This is a genomic window from Corynebacterium occultum, from assembly GCF_009734425.1.
In the GTDB taxonomy this organism is placed as follows: domain Bacteria; phylum Actinomycetota; class Actinomycetes; order Mycobacteriales; family Mycobacteriaceae; genus Corynebacterium; species Corynebacterium occultum.
The window spans coordinates 1,827,897-1,844,377 of sequence record NZ_CP046455.1; the positions used below are offsets into that span (position 1 = coordinate 1,827,897).

The window sequence follows — 16,481 nt, forward strand, 5'->3', positions numbered from 1 at the left end:
AACCAATGGTGGTTTCCGTGCTGACGATCCATGCCGCGTTCGGGGTACTCCCCTCCTGACGCCCAGCTACTATAGCGAAATTAATCCTGGGTGTCACCTGCTGGCCAGGCCCGGTCGGCATTGAATGGAAACCTTTCCGCGCCACCCTGTCCCAACACCCCCTAAACCGGGTTCCGGCATGCTGTCCTCACCACCCCCGCCGTCACCCGCAGTGTCTGCCCACCTGGTCATCATCTGGGCGGGGGTGACAAGGAGGCGTCGATAAGCGCAAAACCTCCCCGGGGCAACTATTTCACTGGTCATCCCCGGGGAGGATTCCGGATCTGTGCCCGCAGGGTGTCAGAAGGCACCCTGGGAGGGGTTGTAGGTGGCCTGTACGGTGCGGGTGTCCCCGGCGTCCCCACTAGAATCTGGCACCGGCTCGGCGAAGCCGTCATCACCCCACTGTGCTTCCTTGGGGGCATCAGCGGGGTCGGCGCCCTTGATCATCCAGATGATGGTGTCGAGCTCCTCCGGCTTGACCAGCACCTCGCGGGCCTTGGATCCCTCGGAAGGTCCGACCACACCACGGGTCTCCATCAGGTCCATCAGGCGGCCGGCCTTGGCGAAACCGATGCGTAGCTTGCGCTGCAGCATGGAGGTCGAACCCAGCTGGGAGGTGACCACCAGCTCGACGGCTTCAAGCAGATCATCCATGTCCTTGCCGATGTCCTCGTCGATGTCCTTCTTCGACTCGGAGACCTTCTCCTCAGTGACACCTGTGGTGTACTCCGGCTCGGCCTGGGACTTGGCGGCCTCGACCACCGCCTGGATCTCCTCATCAGTGACAAAGGAGCCCTGCAGTCGCTGTGGCTTGCCGGCGCCCTGGGGAATGAAGAGAGCGTCACCCATACCGATCAGCTTCTCAGCACCACCCTGGTCGAGGATGACCCGGGAGTCCGTTAGTGAGGAGGTGGCGAACGCCAGACGGGAGGGCACGTTGGTCTTGATCAGACCGGTGACCACATCCACCGAGGGGCGCTGGGTGGCCAGCACCAGGTGGATGCCGGCGGCACGCGCCTTCTGGGTGATGCGCACGATCGACTCCTCGATCTCCTTCGGGGCCGTCATCATCAGGTCAGCGAGCTCATCGACCACACAGACGATATAGGGGTAGGGCTTGTAGATTCTTTCCGAACCCATCGGGGTCTGGATCTCCCCGGACTCGACCTTGCGGTTGAAGTCCTTGATATGGCGCACCCGGGTGTGCTTCATGTCCATGTAGCGCTGTTCCATCTCCTCAACCAGCCACTGCAGCGCGGCAGCGGCCTTCTTCGGCTGGGTGATGATCGGGGTGATCAGGTGCGGGATGCCCTCATAAGGGGTCAACTCCACCATCTTCGGGTCCACCAGGATCATGCGGACCTGCTCGGGGGTCGCCCTGGTGAGTACCGAAACCAGCAGGGAGTTGACGAAGGCGGACTTACCGGAGCCGGTGGAACCTGCGACCAAAAGGTGCGGCATCTTCTGGATCGAGTGGCTGACGAACTCGCCCTCAATATCCTTGCCCAGGGCGATCAGCATCGGATCCTCATTGGCCATGGTGGCCGGGGCTTCGAGGACATCAGCCAGGCGCACCATTTCCCGGTCCTCATTGGGCACCTCGATGCCGACCGCGGACTTGCCCGGGATCGGGGTCAGCAGTCGGACATTATCGGTGGCTGCGGCATAGGCCAGGTTGGACTGCAGGTTGGTGATCTTGGAGACCTTCACACCAGGCCCCAACTCCACCTCATAGCGGGTGACCGTCGGGCCGCGGGAAAAACCGGTGACCGTGGCATCAATCTTAAATTCATTGAAGACATCGGTGATCGCCTCGATCATGCGGTCATTGGCCGCGGAGCGCGTCTTCGCCGGCTCACCGGGAGTCAGCAGGTGGGTGCTGGGCAGTTCATAGGTGCTGGGCTCAGGCTGCCAGGGTTCCATCATCTTCTGGACGGGGGCGGGCTCATCGCCTGACTCCGGTGCAGATTTTGCAGGGGGAGCGGCGCTGGAGCGGGCGAGGATGGCATCACGCATAGCCTTGCGGCTGGCGGCCACCGCATCACGCTCCGCCCGGGAATCCTCAGGCTCCTCGGGTTCCTTCAGCGGCTTGCTTATCGACGCCGCCGCCTGCTCGGCGCTGACCACGGGGAACTCATCCGTATCAGCGATCTCCGGCACTGCCGGAGCACTGGGGGCAGGGGCCGGCTCACGGGAATCGCGGTGTGCCGCCTTCGGGGTTTCGAAGAGGGTGTGCTGTGCCGCATCCTCCTCATCCTCGAGCGGATAATTGTCCATCGGGGTCTTCACCGGGGCGGGGCGAACGGGCCGGGGTCGGCTGGGGCGAGGGGCCGGGCGTTCCGCCCGCGGGGCAGGTCGACGACGGGGTTCCTCACCCCGGGTGCGGGCGTCGATCTCATCATCGACATGGCCGTAGCGGTCGTCCTCTTCTTCGTAGTAGTCCTCATCATCGCCATGGCTGCCCCGGAAGAGTCCCTGGAGGGCTTCACTGAGGACGTTGAGTGCCTGCCGGGTGGTGATTCCGGTGACCTTGAGGGCACCGTAGATGATCACCAGAATAAGAATCGGGATGGCCAGGTAGCTGCTGAACCCGGCGGCCAGCAGCCCACCGGTATAGGCACCGATCGCACCGCCGGCGATCCTGCGCCCCTCCCAGCTGGTGGGGTCACCACCGAGCACGTGAACCAGGCCGAGCATGGCGACGATGATCAGCGCGGTGCCGGCGGAAACACGCACCCGATCCTGGGGGCCACCCTTGAGGCCGAGCATGAGCACGATCGCCAGGGCAACCAATGCCACCGGCAGGATGACGGCACCCGCACCGATGACGGTGTGGGTGATCATGGCGATGAAGGCTCCGATCGGGCCGGCGATGTCCAACCAGACGGAGGCGCCGAGGACTGCGGCCAAACCGATGAGGGTCAGTCCCACACCGTCGGAGTGCTCCTCCACCCATTCGGAAAGATCCTGGAGAGGATTGTCTCCCTCCTCCGGATCCATTAGATTGCCACGGTCAATGATTTCGGTCTTGACATTGGCTTTCCCCGCATTCTTGCGGCTGCTGCGCTTGGGCTGCGTCTCGGTCTTGGACTCCTTCGCTGCACTTCGCTTCTTTCCGCTAGCCTTGCTTTCCTTCATATCCTCCGCGCCCCAGGGGGCATCCTCGTCATAAAGATCATCGTCACGGCCGCGGCTGCCAATGCCCCGGGTCAGGTTCCCCAACCCCTGGGCGGTGGCCGAAAACACCGAACCGATGCCTTTGCCGACCGCCCCTACCGCACTGCCGGTCCGCTCTTCAGAGGTACTGGCGGCCCGGTGGGCCACGGGAGCGTTAACGGCAGTTCGACCGGCCGGGCGGGAACGATTCCTCCCCTTCCCCCGGTCGCGGTCCCGATCCCGGGTCCGGTTACCGGTACCCTTGGGTCGTTTGGAGGCGGCACTTCTGACAGTCATGCTCCCCAGAGTAGTCCCACATGCCCCATGGTTCCCAGCTGCCACACCGCTTAAAGCTCAACTTGAGGTTCACGTTAGGAAACTCAGCTTAATCAAGTCAAATGGCTTGACCGTCCCAAGTCAGAGGGCTTTTCTTCCCAACACTTCCGGGTCACCACTGATCTCCACCTTGACCGCATCCCGGCCGAAGACCCACAGCAGCAGCTCCCCCACCGCCCCGGAAATCCGGAGCACATCATCCCCGGACTCACTCACCCCGCGGGAGTCAGCGACCACCAGTGGCGGCTGTCCATCGGCCAGCAGAATCACCGGCACCGGGGATTTTGCGAGCATCCGCTTGGCCATCATCTTCAGTATCCCGTAGAGCTCAGAACTGACCCGTTCACTGAAATCCCGGGGCTCCACCACTCCCCCGCCGCGGCGCACATCCTCCAGATGGACGAAATGCTCCGCCGTATTGGCGACACCATCAAGCAGGCGCCAGGGGGAAAGCCCCTGCGGCCCGGCGGCCCAGTCCCGGACGACCTCTTCAAAGGAACGGGCGTACTGCTTCTTCTCCGCCCGCTCCAGCAGGGACTTGAAGGGAGGCAGAAAAATACCCGCCGCACCGGTGGGAACATTCTCCCGGATGTAGAGGTGAACCGCGAGATCCTGGGTATCCCACCCCTCACACAGGGTCGGGGCATCAGGCCCCAGGTTCAGCATCAGTTCAGCCAGGCGGGCGCGTTCAGCAGCGGAAAAAGACATGCACCCCAGCATAACCACCATTCGGGGTGGCTGCCAGGGTGCAGTCAGTCCGCTCAAGGTGAGCGGGGATCAGCAGGAAATTCTAGAGACTCTCACGAGTCGCCTGGATATCATCCTCGCCGGCCTGCTGATGGTCTTCCGAGGTCATCGGAACCACAGTCGGCAGGATCATCGGTTCACGACGCCACTTCTGTTCCACCATGCGGGAAACCTTGCGACGCAGCTGCTGAACCATGCGGTAGGGGTCATTCTCGCCCTCCGCGGCCAGATCGTTCATGGTGACCTCAGTCAGCTCGGTGACCTCAGAGGTGACCTCAGAGGAATCCTCGGCATAACCCTTGGTCTCGACTCGGGGGCGCTCCAGCAGGCGGCCGGTGCGGTTGTCGATGATGGCGGTGATGGCGATCAGGCCACCCTCACCCAGCGAAGTGCGGTCAGCCAGCACATCAGCATCGACCTCACCCATGGTGACACCGTCAACATACAGGTTGCCCACCGGGATCTGGCCGACCACGCTGGCACGGCCGTTGACCAAGTCGACGACGACACCGTTCTGAGCCAGCACCACGTTCTCCGCCGGGACACCGGTGGAGATGGCCAGCTCCTTGTTGGCACGCAGGTGACGCCATTCGCCGTGCACCGGCATGGCGTTCTTCGGACGAGCTGCGTTGTAGAGGAAGAGCAGCTCACCGGCATAACCATGGCCGGAGGTGTGAACCTTGGCGTCACGACCGGTGATCACGGTGGCACCGATCTGGGACAGGTTGTTGATCACACCGAAGACCGCTTCCTCATTGCCCGGAACCAGGGAGGAGGACAGGATGATCAGATCGCCGTCACGGACCGTGATCTGACGATGCTCACGGCGAGCCATGCGGGACAGAGCCGCCATCGGCTCACCCTGGGTACCGGTGGTGATCAGCATGACCTTGTGCGGGGCCATCTTGGAGGCATCATCCATGGAGATGATGGTGCCGCGCGGGGCCTTCAGGTAGCCCAGCTTCTCCGCGATCTCCATGTTGCGGATCATGGAACGGCCATTGAAGGCGACCTTACGGCCGGCAGCGGCAGCCGCATCCACGGCAGCCTGGACACGGTAGACATTCGAGGCGAAGGAAGCCAGGATGACTCGCTGACGTGCTTCCGTGACCAGTCGCTTCAGGGTCGGGGCGATCTCCGCTTCCGAACCGGAAACACCCGGGGTAGTCGCATTGGTGGAGTCACACATGATCAGGTCGACACCCTCATCACCGAAACGGGAGAGAGCCGGCAGATCAGTGGGGCGACCATCCGTCGGGGTCTGGTCCATCTTGATGTCACCCGTGTGGATGACCAGGCCGGCGCCCGTCTTGATGGCCAGGCCGAGGCAGTCCGGGATGGAGTGGTTCACGGCCCAGAATCGGAGGTTGAAGGGACCCCGATTCTCGTTGGACTTCTCATTGACCTCGATCAGCTTCGGACGCTGGCGATGCTCCTTGCACTTGGCGGCGATCAGCGCGAGGGTGAAACGGGAACCGATGACCGGGAGATCCGGGCGCAGCTTCAGCAGCCACGGGATGGCACCGATGTGATCCTCATGACCGTGGGTGACCACCAGGGCCTCGACCCGGTCAAGCTGATTCTCGATGGGACCGAAGTCCGGCAGGATGAGATCGACTCCCGGCTCACCGGAGGAGGGGAAGAGGACACCACAGTCAACGATGAGCAGACGGTTGTTGTACTCGAAGACGGTCATGTTGCGGCCGATCTCGGAGATACCACCGAGAGCGTAGATGCGCAGACCGTTGCGCGGAGCCTTCGGCGGCTCCGGCAGACGCTTGGTCATGTCCGCACCCTGCATGGACTTGACCACATTGCGGCGGCCACGGTTCGCAGCGCTGTTGCCACCGCGGTCATTGTTGCCACCGCGGTCATTGTTGCCACCGCGGTCATTGTTGCCACCGCGGTCATTGTTGCCACCGCGGCGGCCACGGCCACCACGACGGTTCCCGGCACGGGAACGGTTGTTGTTTTCATTGGATCCGGCCGCGGCCTCAGATCCGGCATCAGGGTTATTGTCCTGACGGGTCTCATCAGCTGCGGCACGGGGTGCAGTGCCCGCAGTCTCCGAGGACGCTTTTTCGGAGTTCGTCTCCGGCGCCTGGAAGACCGGGGTTTCCGCGGTCTCCGGCGGGCCAGCCTTACGGGTGACCTTCCGAGAACGGTTACGGGGTTCAGTCATATTTATAGGACTCCAGCTTTTTCCATGTCATGGCGGAGTTCCTCGATTTCCTGCTCATTCGGTGCGGTGACCGGCAGTCGAGGATTCCCCACCTCAATGCCCTGCAGTTGTAGGGCAGCTTTGGCGAGGCTGGCACCACCCAGGCGAGCCTGGGCACGTACTAGCGGAATGAGTTTGGCGTTGATTTCCCGCGCGCGGGTGAGGTCGCCTTCCTCAAAAGAGGTGTAAAGGTCGCGGAGCTGCTGCGGTGCAGCATGACCGATCACGGAGATGAAACCGATGGCACCCATGGACAACCACGGGAGGTTCAGCGGATCATCACCGGAAAGCCACGCCAGACCGGTGTCGGCCATCAGGGGTGCCGCGGCGGCAAAATCGCCCTTGGCATCCTTGACTGCCCGAATGGTCGGCAGCTCAGCGAGTCGACGGATGGTGTCAGACTCAATCGGGATACCAGAGCGGCCCGGAATGTCATAGAGACAGATCGGGAGTTCAGTGGCTTCGGCGATCCCCTTGAAGTGCTGAAACACGCCCTCCTGATTGGGCTTGGAGTAATAGGGCGTGACCAGCAGCAGCGAGTCAGCACCGGCGTCGGCAGAGGCCTGGGCCAGTTCAATAGAGGCGGCGGTGTCATTGGTGCCCGCACCCGCCATAATTTTGGCCCGGTCCCCGACTTCTTCCTTTACAGCCTTGAGCAGGTCGAGCTTCTCCGCGGTCGTCGTGGTCGGCGATTCACCTGTTGTCCCCGCAAGGACCAGGGCATCAAGACCATTATCAACGAGATACGCGGCGAGGCGTCGTCCAGCGGCGATATCAATTTTGCCTTCGTGGTCGAAGGGCGTGACCATGGCTACGCTGACGGTTCCGAAAATTTCGGTGCCATTCTTCGCTGTCAAACCTGTGCTCATAGTGTCTCAGGCTACCCTTTTCCACGCGGCGAGGTGGAATCGACGCAACCTAAATTCAGAATTCACTCACATAGGGACTGATCGCCATCTCAGAACCGTCTGAGAGCTTGGATATTTCAAAATCACCCAATAAGACGGGTGCCTCATTACGGAGGAGCTTGAGGCAGGCTACCGCCAGCGCCCGGATCTCCACATCAGCATGCTCGGTCGCACGCATGCCGATGAAATGACGCCAGGTGCGAAAGTTCCCGGTGACCACGATCCGCGACTCGGTGGCATTGGGCAGGATCGCCCGCGCCGCCTGCCTGGCCTGTTTCTTACGCAACAGGGCGTTGGGCTCATCCGCCAACTTCTCCTCCAGTGCATCAAGCAGTTCCCGATAGATGAAACGTGACTCATCCACTGCGCGCAGCATCAGCTGACGCAGCTCCGGGTCCTCCGCAATCAAGGGAGGCAACACCACCTCCGCCTCATCACCATGGACGAAACGTTGGCTGAGCTGGGAAAATGAGAAATGTCGGTGGCGGACCAGCTCATGGGTCGCAGAACGGGAGATGCCGCGAATATAGAGCGTGGCGGTGGCGTGCTCGAGTAGTGCAGCATGGCCGACCTCCATGATGTGCCGGAGATAGGCCGCGTTCGTGGCGGTGCGGGGATTGGGCTTGTCGAAGGTTTCATAACAGGCCCGGCCCGCGAACTCGACGAGCGCCTCAGGCCCGTTGTCGGTGTCCGGTGTCCAGTCGATGTCCGCGGGGGGTTGGAAGGAGGTGCAGGCCAGAAGCTGCACGTCCAGATCCACTTCCTTTGCCAATGTTCAGACCTGCCCTAGAGGCCGAGGTAGGTGTCCAGGCCGATAACCAGGCCCTTGTGTTGCTGTGCCTCACGCACCCCCAGCAGCACCCCCGGAATGAAGGAAGTGCGGTCATAGGAATCCTGACGGATGGTCAGGGACTGGCCCCGGGAACCGAAGATGACCTCTTCGTGGGCGACCATGCCGGTCATACGCACCGCATGCACCGGAACACCATCGACATCCGCGCCTCGCGCCCCGGGCAGGGACTGGTCGGTGGCATCCGGCTGGGCGCCCAGACCTGCCGCCCGGCGGGCATCCGCGATGCCCTGGGCGGTGTGGATGGCGGTGCCGGAGGGTGCATCGAGCTTGTTCGGGTGGTGATATTCCACGACCTCAGCCGAATCGAAGAACCTGGCGGCCTGCTTGGCGAAGGACATGGTCAGCACAGCGGAAATCGCGAAGTTAGGAGCGATCAGAACACTGACCTCGGGATTGGTCTCACACCACTGGCGTACCTGTGCCAGACGCTCATCATCGAAACCGGTGGTACCCACCACTGCGGAAATACCATTGTTGATGCAGAAGTCGAGGTTATCCATGACTACTGCCGGGGCGGTGAAGTCAACGACGATCTCAGCTCCATTGTCCAGCAACAGCTGCAGGGAATCATCCTTGTCCACCTCAGCGACCAGTTCGAGGTCATCGGCGGCAAGAACCGCCTCCACCACGGTCTGACCGACCTTTCCCCTGGCTCCCAGAACTCCGACCTTGATGCCCATATTTCCTCCTTGGACGGCAATCTCCGCCCGTTCATGTCGATGATCGAACCCTGCCCAGTCTAGGAGACCTGCGCCGGCCACGGCACCGCAACCCCCAGCGGATCCACCCACCAACCCCGTATCCCGGGGCCCGGGACGCGCGGAACCCGCTTCCGGATCGGCCTGCTGCGGGATGATACCCAGGCTGGGTCCCGGGAAGTCAGGACCGCGGCCACGGCTCCTCCCACCAACCTAAACTCGGGATACCCCCCTGCCCAGCCGGGAAAGCCGAAACCTCGGGAGGGCCCACACTCAAAGGAGAAAAGTAATGGCTGTCCGCAAAACCCCCGCCGAGAAAGCCGCCGAAGCTCTCGTGGAGGTCGAAGCTAAGATCCAGGGGTTCCCCGCCCCTTTCGCTGAACTCGGTACCCGGATGCATGAACTGATCATGCATGCGAACCCACAGCTCAAGCCACGTATCTGGTACGGCATGCCAGGCTATGCCCTGGCAGCTTCCAAGCCGGTGCTGGTCTTCTTCCGCTGCGATGAAGGGGTATTCAGCATGGGGATTTCAGAGAAGGCGAATATCTCCTTACCGCCGGGCGCCAGCGATCGACTCATCAGCTCCTCCTGGTTTCTCCATTCCCTGGATGAGACAACGGAACAGCGGATCATCTCCATTGTGCAGCGCGCCACCTGGGTGCAATAGCGGGGAAACTTGAGGGAAGGGCATCAGGAGAGCAACAATTCCCCAACAATCAGGTCATAATGGTTGACTTTCTCTTTTATCGGGGAAACCAAAGGAATATACTTCCAGTATGACTAAGAACACAATTCAGCCATCCCTCCGTTCCCGCCAACCCATCTTCGGCGGTGTCGTCCTGGTTGCGACCACAGCCCTCGTCCTGGTCTCCTGCGGCAATGGCGGTGACACCACGGAGCCCACCACCGGTGCCTTGACCACCACCCAGACAGTTTCTCAGCCGACCACCGGGGATCCACCGGATACGCCGCAGCCCGGTGGTGACACTGCCACCACCACCGTGAAAACGGATCAGGTGGTCACCACCGTCACTGGACCGAGCCCACTGGGCCAACCTTCTCTGGCGCAGAAGAACCAGAGTCCCAACGGCTGGGAGGATCTGCTGGTGACTGGGGCACGCCTGGCCACCCATCCCACCTTTGACCGGGTGGTCTTCGACTTCAGCGGGGGCGGAACCCCCGGCTGGTTCATCGACTTCACTGACACACCCACCCAGCAGGGTTCTGGCTTGCCGGTCGAATTCCAGGGAACCACCGCACTCTATGTCGCTATCGAAGGCACGAACTATCCCCCCTTCGATGATCCCGATGCCCCCGTGCTGGGGACCGTGCCTGGTACCGGAGGGGTGGTTCAGGAAGTCATCTACACCAGTATCTTCGAGGGCCGGACCGAGTATGTCATCGGTCTGGACTCCCGACAACCCTACTCGGTGACCGCCCTGGAGAATCCCACCCGACTGGTGATCGATATCCTGCAACCCGAGTAAACCCCGGGCAGGAAACCCTGAAGATCCCATCCTTGAATGCAGAAATGGCCGGGGTGCCACCCTCCTTGAGAGAAGGTGACACCCGGGCCATTCAAGCTTGCCCAACCTGGGCTAGAAGGGATTAATCTTCCGCAACCGGGACCAGGGAGATCTTGCCGCGATTGTCGATATCGGCGATCTCAACCTGCAGCTTGTCACCGACGTTGACCACGTCCTCAACCTTCTCGATGCGCTGACCGCCACCGAGGTTGGAGATGTGGACCAGTCCGTCACGGCCCGGCAGCAGGGAGACGAAGGCACCGAAGGGAACGGTCTTGACGACAGTACCCAGGAAGCGCTCGCCGACCTTCGGCAGCTGCGGGTTGGCGATGGCGTTGACCTTCTCGATGGCTGCCTCGGCGGCGGAGCCGGAGGCAGCGGAGACGTAGACGGTGCCGTCATCTTCGATGGAGATGTCCGCGCCGGTCTCCTCGGTGATGCTGTTGATGGTCTTGCCCTTGGGGCCGATCAACTCACCGATCTTGTTCACCGGGATCTTGACGGTGGTGATGCGCGGGGCGTGCTCGTTCATCTCATCCGGGCCGTCGATGACCTCAGCCATGGTCTCCAGGATGGTCATGCGCGCCTCGCGGGCCTGCTCGAGGGCATCGACAAGCACCTTGGAGGGGATGCCGTCCAGCTTGGTGTCCAGCTGCAGGGCGGTGATGAAGCTGTCGGTACCGGCAACCTTGAAGTCCATGTCACCGAAAGCATCCTCGGCACCGAGAATATCGGTCAGAGCGACGTATCGGGTTTCTCCGTCGACCTCATCGGAGACCAGGCCCATGGCGATACCGGCAACCGCGGCACGCAGCGGCACACCTGCGTTGTACAGCGACAACGTCGAGGCACAGACGGAACCCATGGAGGTGGAGCCGTTGGAACCCAGCGCCTCAGACACCTGGCGGATGGTGTACGGGAACTCCTCGCGGGAGGGGATCACCGGCTGCAGGGCACGCTCAGCGAGCGCACCGTGGCCGATCTCGCGGCGCTTCGGAGAGCCGACGCGACCGGTCTCACCGGTGGAGTAGGGCGGGAAGTTGTAGTGATGGATGTAGCGCTTGGACTTCTGCGGGGACAGCGAATCAATCTGCTGCTCCATCTTGAGCATGTCCAGGGTGGTCACGCCGAGGATCTGGGTCTCGCCACGCTCGAAGAGGGCGGAGCCGTGAGCACGGGGGATCAGCTCGACCTCGACACCCAGGTCACGGATATCAGAGAGGCCACGACCGTCGATGCGGAAGTTCTCGGTGAGGATCATGTGGCGCACCAGCTTCTTCATCAGTGCGTTGAAGGCGGCGCGGATCTCCTTGCCGGCGTTCCCATTGTCAGCGAAGGAAGCGCTCAGCGCCTCCTCGACCTGCTCCATGAGAACGTTGGTGGCTTCCTCACGTTCCTGCTTGCCGCCGATCTTGAGCAGCTCAGCCAGTTTGGCCGAGGCCTGCTTCTCGACAGCCGCGAAGATGTCCTCGCTGTAGGCCGGGAAAAGCTGGAAGGTGCCGGTTTCCTTGGCTGCCCGCTCCGCCAGTGCGACCTGCGCATGGCAGAGGGTTGCGATGAAAGGCTTTGCTGCCTCCAGGCCCTCGGCGACGACGGACTCGGTCGGGGCCGGAGCACCCTCAGAGACACGCTTGATGACGGACTCGGTGGCACCGGCCTCAACCATCATGACGGCAACATCTTCGACGGTCTTACGACCCTCCTGGCGGGTGCTCAGGCGGCCGGAGACGACCATCTCGAAGAGGGACTGATCATGCTGTTCGTGGGTGGGGAAGGCGATCCACTTGCCTTCCGGGTGCTTCTCATCAGCGATGAGCGCCATGCGCACACCACCGACAGGTCCGGAAACCGGCAGGCCGGAGAGCAGGGTGGAGGCAGAAGCACCGTTGATGGCGACCACATCGTAGTAGTCATTCGGGTTCTGGGACATCACTGTGATGACGATCTGCACCTCATTGCGCAGGCCCTTGACGAAAGTGGGGCGCAGCGGGCGGTCGATCAGACGGCAGGCGAGAATAGCCTCGGTGGAGGGGCGACCCTCACGACGGAAGAAGGAACCGGGGATACGGCCAGCGGCATACATCCGCTCCTCCACGTCCACGGTCAGCGGGAAGAAGTCCAGGCCCTCGCGGGGCTGGTTGGAGGCGGTAGTGGTCGACAGCAGCATGGTGTCATCGTCCAGGAAGGTGGTTACGGAACCATCAGCCTGACGTGCCAGCTGGCCGGTCTCGAAACGGATGGTGCGGGTACCGAAGTCCCCGTTGTCGATGGTTACTACGGCCTCAGTGACGCCGTAATCCTCATCCTCGTGAATCTCAAAATTGCTCATTCGCGAGTGTGCTCCTTATTTAAGAATTCTTGCTCCGGCGATCGTCGGTGCCGCCGTCTTGCTGTCTTTTGATACAACAGGCTGAATTCTAGCAGCTGTCGACCCATCTTCCCATTCCACTTCATGCCCCGCTCCCCGCCCGGCGGCCACCATCCGACCATCCCAGGGGGCGGCCCCTCCCCCCCGGCCCGAGGTGGGGAAAAGAAAAAACCCGCCCGGCCAGTGAATTGGCGAGGCGGGATCTGACTGTCGAAAAACTAGCGACGCAGGCCCAGACGGGAGATCAGGTCACGGTAGCGGTCGACGTTGTTGTTGGCCAGGTACTTCAGGAGGCCGCGGCGACGACCGACCAGCAGCAGCAGACCACGACGGGAGTGGTGATCGTGCTTGTGGAACTTCAGGTGCTCGGTCAGGCTGTTGATGCGGGTGGTCAGCATTGCGACCTGCGCCTCGGGGGAACCGGTGTCGGTCTCGTGCAGACCGTACTCGGAAAGGATGCTCTTCTTCTGCTCAGTGCTCAGTGCCATGAGTTTTCTCCTGGTGATTATTTCAGTCCACATAAAAGAATCCGCTGTTTCCAGCGGGGCGCAACTGTTGTGGACCACAGTTGCAAAACCAGAGAAATTCTAGCACGTCACCCCGGAAAACACCTATTTCCCCCACTGGGTGGCCCCTTCAGATCAGCGGCCCTGAACCCCAACGCTGACCGGACTCTCAACGCGCGCAGCCAGCCCACTCAGTCGTTCCATGAACTCCTTGAGGAAGCGCTCCACATCCACGGCAACCGCGACCTTGGTGGTCTTGACCGGATCGTTGAGGCGCTCCTCATCACCGATGGTCCGACCGCGGGTCTCCCCCTCGGTGTCCACCTTCATGTTGATGTCCAGGCAGGTGACCAGGGTGGGGTCAACGGCGACCGCCACCGCCAGGGGGTCATGCAGGCCACAGCCCCCGAGGTGCGGGGCGGTGGTGTCATAGGCCTTGATGTAATAGTCGGTGGCCACTGCCAGGAAATCACCACCGGGGGTGCCCAGCTCACGCCACTGGCTGGTCTCCTCATAGGTAAGCAGGGTCTGCAGGGTGACATCCAGGCCGATCATGGTGACATCCTTGGCGCGACGGAAGAGCAGGTCCGTGGCCTCGGGATCCTGGTTGACATTGGCCTCGGCCCAGGGGCGGACATTACCCGGGACGCTGAGGGCACCACCCATCATGACGATGTGGGCGTTCTCGGCGAAGTTCTCATCAGCCTCGATCGCGGCGGCGATGGTGGTGGAGGGCCCGGTGGGGACGATCACGAGATCATCACCGTACTTCTTGACGGATTCCACCAGGAAATCCACGGCACTCCCCGACCGGGCTGCGATGCTGGCATCCGGCAGCTCGGCCTCGCCGATGCCGTTGACACCGTGGATGAACTCGGAGATCTCCAGAACCTCGAAACCATCCCGTTCCCGCGCGTGGGGGATGCCGGTGTAGACGGGAACATCGCTGCGGCCGAAGAGCTCGAGGATGGCCAGGGCGTTGCGCACCCCGGTCTCCACGAGCACGTTGCCATAGGTGCCGGTCACGCCGATGAGCTCCAGTTCTGGGGAGCCGAGGGCGTAGGCGAGAGCAAGAGCGTCGTCGATGCCGGTATCCAGATCCAGGATGATCTTCTTGGCCATGGTGATGGAACTCCTCAAGAGGGTTGAAGTGGGGAAATAATCAGGGCCGGGGGCTCTTCCCACCAAGATGCCCCACCAGACCAGTCTATTGCTTCCCGATGTCGAGAGCTGAGCGGGTATCCACCACATCCTGGTTGATGGCGCTCAACAGCTGCTCCACGGAAGCGAACTTCTCCATGCCCCGCAACCGTTTCACGAAGGTCACCACCGCGCGATGACCGTAGAGGTCGGCGTTACGGTCCAGGATGAAAGACTCCACGCTGCGTTGTTCATCACCGAAGGTGGGGTTGGTGCCCACTGAGATTGAGGTGGGGTAAGCCACCCCCGGTTCCATGTCCCCGTCGATAGGTTCATCTCCACAGACGGTGAACCAGCCGGCGTAGACGCCATCAGCTGGGAGTGCCACCTGGTCCGGGAAGTACATGTTCGCGGTGGGGTAACCAAGTTCCTTGCCACCACGACCCGCGCCGCGGACAACCGTCTCCTTGATGGAGTAATCCCGGCCCAGGATCCAACTGGCCTTCTCCACATCACCGTCCCGCAGGGCCTTGCGGATCTCGGTGGAGGACAAGATGATGCCCTCCTCGGTGAGCAGATCCACGATGTCGACCTGAACGTCGTACTTCTCCCCCAGCTCCCGCAGGGTGTCAACATTGCCGGCGGCATTGCGTCCGAAGGTGAAGTTCTGGCCGACGATAACGGTCTTGACCTTGAGCACCTCCACCAGGACATGGAGGAAGAAATCCTCCGGACTCAACGAGGCCATCTCCCGGGTGAAACGGAAGGCCAGCATGTGGTCCACCCCGAGCTCTGCAGCTAATTCCGCCCGAGTGGCGACGGTGCCGATCAGCGGAGGCATTTTATCTGGCCTCACCACCGCCAGGGGGTGCGGGTCAAAGGTGGCGAGCACACTGGGCAGGCCGTATTCCTGCGCACGCGCCGCCGCCGTTCTGATCAGTCGGCGATGCCCCCGATGAATGCCGTCAAACACTCCGATGGTAACGACCGATGCCGCCAGATCCTGGGGTACTTCTTCTAGTCCGCGCCAAATATCCACCGCTCCATACTAAGGCATAGACTGCCGGTATGAATGATGCACTATCGGGTTCCGGCCTCGTGATCGTTGATAAGCCGGCCGGGATGACCTCACATGATGTGGTTAGCAGGCTGCGGCGGATTTTCGGGACCAAAAAAGTCGGTCATGCCGGCACCCTGGATCCCATGGCCACCGGGGTGCTGGTGCTGGGCATCGAACGTGGCACCCGTTTTCTGGCGCACCTGGTCACCGCCACCAAGACCTATGAAGCCACCATCCGCTTGGGCGCGGCCACCACCACCGATGATGCTGAGGGAGAGGTGCTCAGCAGCTCCCCCGCCACCGATCTCAACCCGGAGGGGATCAGCGCTGGGGTGGAAAAACTCAGCGGGGAGATCATGCAACGCCCCGCCTCGGTCAGCGCCATCAAGATCAACGGCAAACGCGCCCACGAGCTGGTCCGGGAAGGACAGCAGGTGGAGATTCCGGCACGTCCGGTCACCGTCCACAGTTTCGAGATCCTCGCCCAGCGTCAGGAGGGGGACTTCCATGACCTGGATGTCAGGGTGCACTGCTCCTCCGGCACCTATATCCGTTCCCTGGCCCGCGACCTGGGCGAGGACCTGGGAGTCGGCGGGCACCTCACGGCGTTGCGTCGCACCGAGTTGGGGCCCTTCACCCTGGATGATGCCCTCACCCTGGAGCAGCTGGCGGAAGATCCCCGTCTCTCCCTGAGCCTGGATGAGTCCCTGACCCGCAACTTCCCCGTCCTGCAGGTCACCACAGAGGAGGGCGAGGCACTGGCAATGGGCAAGTGGCTGGCACCCCGTGGACTGGAAGGCGTGCACGCCGCAGTCACCCCCGAAGGTAAGGCCGTGGCCCTGATCAAGGAGAAGGGCAAGCGACTGTCCACGGTCTTCGTCGCCCGCCCCTCCACCCTCTAACTACCCACCCCGCGG

The 16,481-nt window shown here is 62.2% G+C and carries 13 protein-coding genes; 3 read left to right on the plus strand and 10 right to left on the minus strand.

Translation table 11 applies throughout. The features are described 5' to 3' along the window. Positions 1-339: 339 nt before the first annotated feature. From COCCU_RS08545 to dapB, 6 genes are all read right to left on the minus strand, one after another. A complete protein-coding gene (locus tag COCCU_RS08545; RefSeq protein WP_156231113.1) occupies positions 340-3,495 on the minus strand; it encodes an FtsK/SpoIIIE family DNA translocase in 3,156 nt (1,051 codons plus the stop codon). 120 nt (positions 3,496-3,615) lie between these two features. Beyond that, the gene (locus COCCU_RS08550; protein ID WP_231598712.1) at positions 3,616-4,242 is read right to left on the minus strand and encodes a TIGR03085 family metal-binding protein; all 627 of its coding nucleotides are present in this window, start codon (positions 4,240-4,242) and stop codon (positions 3,616-3,618) included. Positions 4,243-4,324: 82 nt separating this feature from the next. Continuing rightward, positions 4,325-6,463 (minus strand): ribonuclease J, encoded by a 2,139-nt coding sequence (locus COCCU_RS08555; protein ID WP_156231115.1) that lies wholly within the window; start codon positions 6,461-6,463, stop codon positions 4,325-4,327. A 2-nt stretch (positions 6,464-6,465) separates the two neighbouring features. Further along, positions 6,466-7,371 carry a 4-hydroxy-tetrahydrodipicolinate synthase gene (gene dapA / locus COCCU_RS08560; RefSeq protein ID WP_156231116.1) on the minus strand — a complete coding sequence of 302 codons (906 nt, stop codon included), beginning with the start codon at positions 7,369-7,371 and terminating at the stop codon, positions 6,466-6,468. Between the two features lie 55 nt (positions 7,372-7,426). Further along, positions 7,427-8,182, minus strand: coding sequence for an FAD-dependent thymidylate synthase (thyX, locus tag COCCU_RS08565; RefSeq protein ID WP_156231117.1), 756 nt, complete (start codon positions 8,180-8,182; stop codon positions 7,427-7,429). Between the two features lie 14 nt (positions 8,183-8,196). Then, a complete protein-coding gene (gene dapB / locus COCCU_RS08570) occupies positions 8,197-8,943 on the minus strand; it encodes a 4-hydroxy-tetrahydrodipicolinate reductase (RefSeq protein ID WP_156231118.1) in 747 nt (248 codons plus the stop codon). Between the two features lie 307 nt (positions 8,944-9,250). Here dapB and COCCU_RS08575 point away from each other — a divergent pair, with 307 nt between their 5' ends. Together COCCU_RS08575 and COCCU_RS08580 are read left to right on the plus strand one after the other, a co-directional pair. Further along, entirely contained in the window at positions 9,251-9,631 is a 381-nt protein-coding gene (locus COCCU_RS08575; RefSeq protein WP_156231119.1) for a DUF1801 domain-containing protein, read from the plus strand. 109 nt (positions 9,632-9,740) lie between these two features. Beyond that, complete coding sequence (locus COCCU_RS08580) at positions 9,741-10,451, plus strand: AMIN-like domain-containing (lipo)protein (RefSeq protein ID WP_156231120.1); 711 nt, start codon at positions 9,741-9,743, stop codon at positions 10,449-10,451. Between the two features lie 121 nt (positions 10,452-10,572). On the opposite strand, the gene COCCU_RS08585 is transcribed toward COCCU_RS08580, so the two are convergent. The 4 genes from COCCU_RS08585 to COCCU_RS08600 form a co-directional block, all read right to left on the minus strand. Further along, positions 10,573-12,819: a polyribonucleotide nucleotidyltransferase gene (locus COCCU_RS08585; protein ID WP_156231121.1), complete on the minus strand. Its 2,247-nt coding sequence runs from the start codon at positions 12,817-12,819 to the stop codon at positions 10,573-10,575. 257 nt (positions 12,820-13,076) lie between these two features. After that, positions 13,077-13,346, minus strand: coding sequence for a 30S ribosomal protein S15 (gene rpsO, locus COCCU_RS08590; protein ID WP_156231122.1), 270 nt, complete (start codon positions 13,344-13,346; stop codon positions 13,077-13,079). A 153-nt stretch (positions 13,347-13,499) separates the two neighbouring features. Next, positions 13,500-14,486 (minus strand): nucleoside hydrolase, encoded by a 987-nt coding sequence (locus COCCU_RS08595; RefSeq protein ID WP_156231123.1) that lies wholly within the window; start codon positions 14,484-14,486, stop codon positions 13,500-13,502. An 85-nt stretch (positions 14,487-14,571) separates the two neighbouring features. Then, positions 14,572-15,543, minus strand: coding sequence for a bifunctional riboflavin kinase/FAD synthetase (locus COCCU_RS08600; RefSeq protein WP_156231124.1), 972 nt, complete (start codon positions 15,541-15,543; stop codon positions 14,572-14,574). 29 nt (positions 15,544-15,572) lie between these two features. Here COCCU_RS08600 and truB point away from each other — a divergent pair, with 29 nt between their 5' ends. Next, positions 15,573-16,466: a tRNA pseudouridine(55) synthase TruB gene (gene truB, locus COCCU_RS08605; RefSeq protein ID WP_156231125.1), complete on the plus strand. Its 894-nt coding sequence runs from the start codon at positions 15,573-15,575 to the stop codon at positions 16,464-16,466. Positions 16,467-16,481 lie beyond the last annotated feature (15 nt).

Bases quoted from the DNA above. Each gene is read 5' to 3' on its own strand.
- COCCU_RS08595 (WP_156231123.1), bottom strand. From the start codon at position 14,486: ATGGCCAAGAAGATCATCCTGGATCTGGATACCGGCATCGACGACGCT.
- dapA (WP_156231116.1), bottom strand. From the start codon at position 7,371: ATGAGCACAGGTTTGACAGCGAAGAATGGCACCGAAATTTTCGGAACC.
- truB (WP_156231125.1), top strand. From the start codon at position 15,573: ATGAATGATGCACTATCGGGTTCCGGCCTCGTGATCGTTGATAAGCCG.
- rpsO (WP_156231122.1), bottom strand. From the start codon at position 13,346: ATGGCACTGAGCACTGAGCAGAAGAAGAGCATCCTTTCCGAGTACGGT.
- COCCU_RS08545 (WP_156231113.1), bottom strand. From the start codon at position 3,495: ATGACTGTCAGAAGTGCCGCCTCCAAACGACCCAAGGGTACCGGTAAC.
- COCCU_RS08555 (WP_156231115.1), bottom strand. From the start codon at position 6,463: ATGACTGAACCCCGTAACCGTTCTCGGAAGGTCACCCGTAAGGCTGGC.
- COCCU_RS08575 (WP_156231119.1), top strand. From the start codon at position 9,251: ATGGCTGTCCGCAAAACCCCCGCCGAGAAAGCCGCCGAAGCTCTCGTG.
- dapB (WP_156231118.1), bottom strand. From the start codon at position 8,943: ATGGGCATCAAGGTCGGAGTTCTGGGAGCCAGGGGAAAGGTCGGTCAG.
- COCCU_RS08585 (WP_156231121.1), bottom strand. From the start codon at position 12,819: ATGAGCAATTTTGAGATTCACGAGGATGAGGATTACGGCGTCACTGAG.
- COCCU_RS08550 (WP_231598712.1), bottom strand. From the start codon at position 4,242: ATGTCTTTTTCCGCTGCTGAACGCGCCCGCCTGGCTGAACTGATGCTG.
- COCCU_RS08580 (WP_156231120.1), top strand. From the start codon at position 9,741: ATGACTAAGAACACAATTCAGCCATCCCTCCGTTCCCGCCAACCCATC.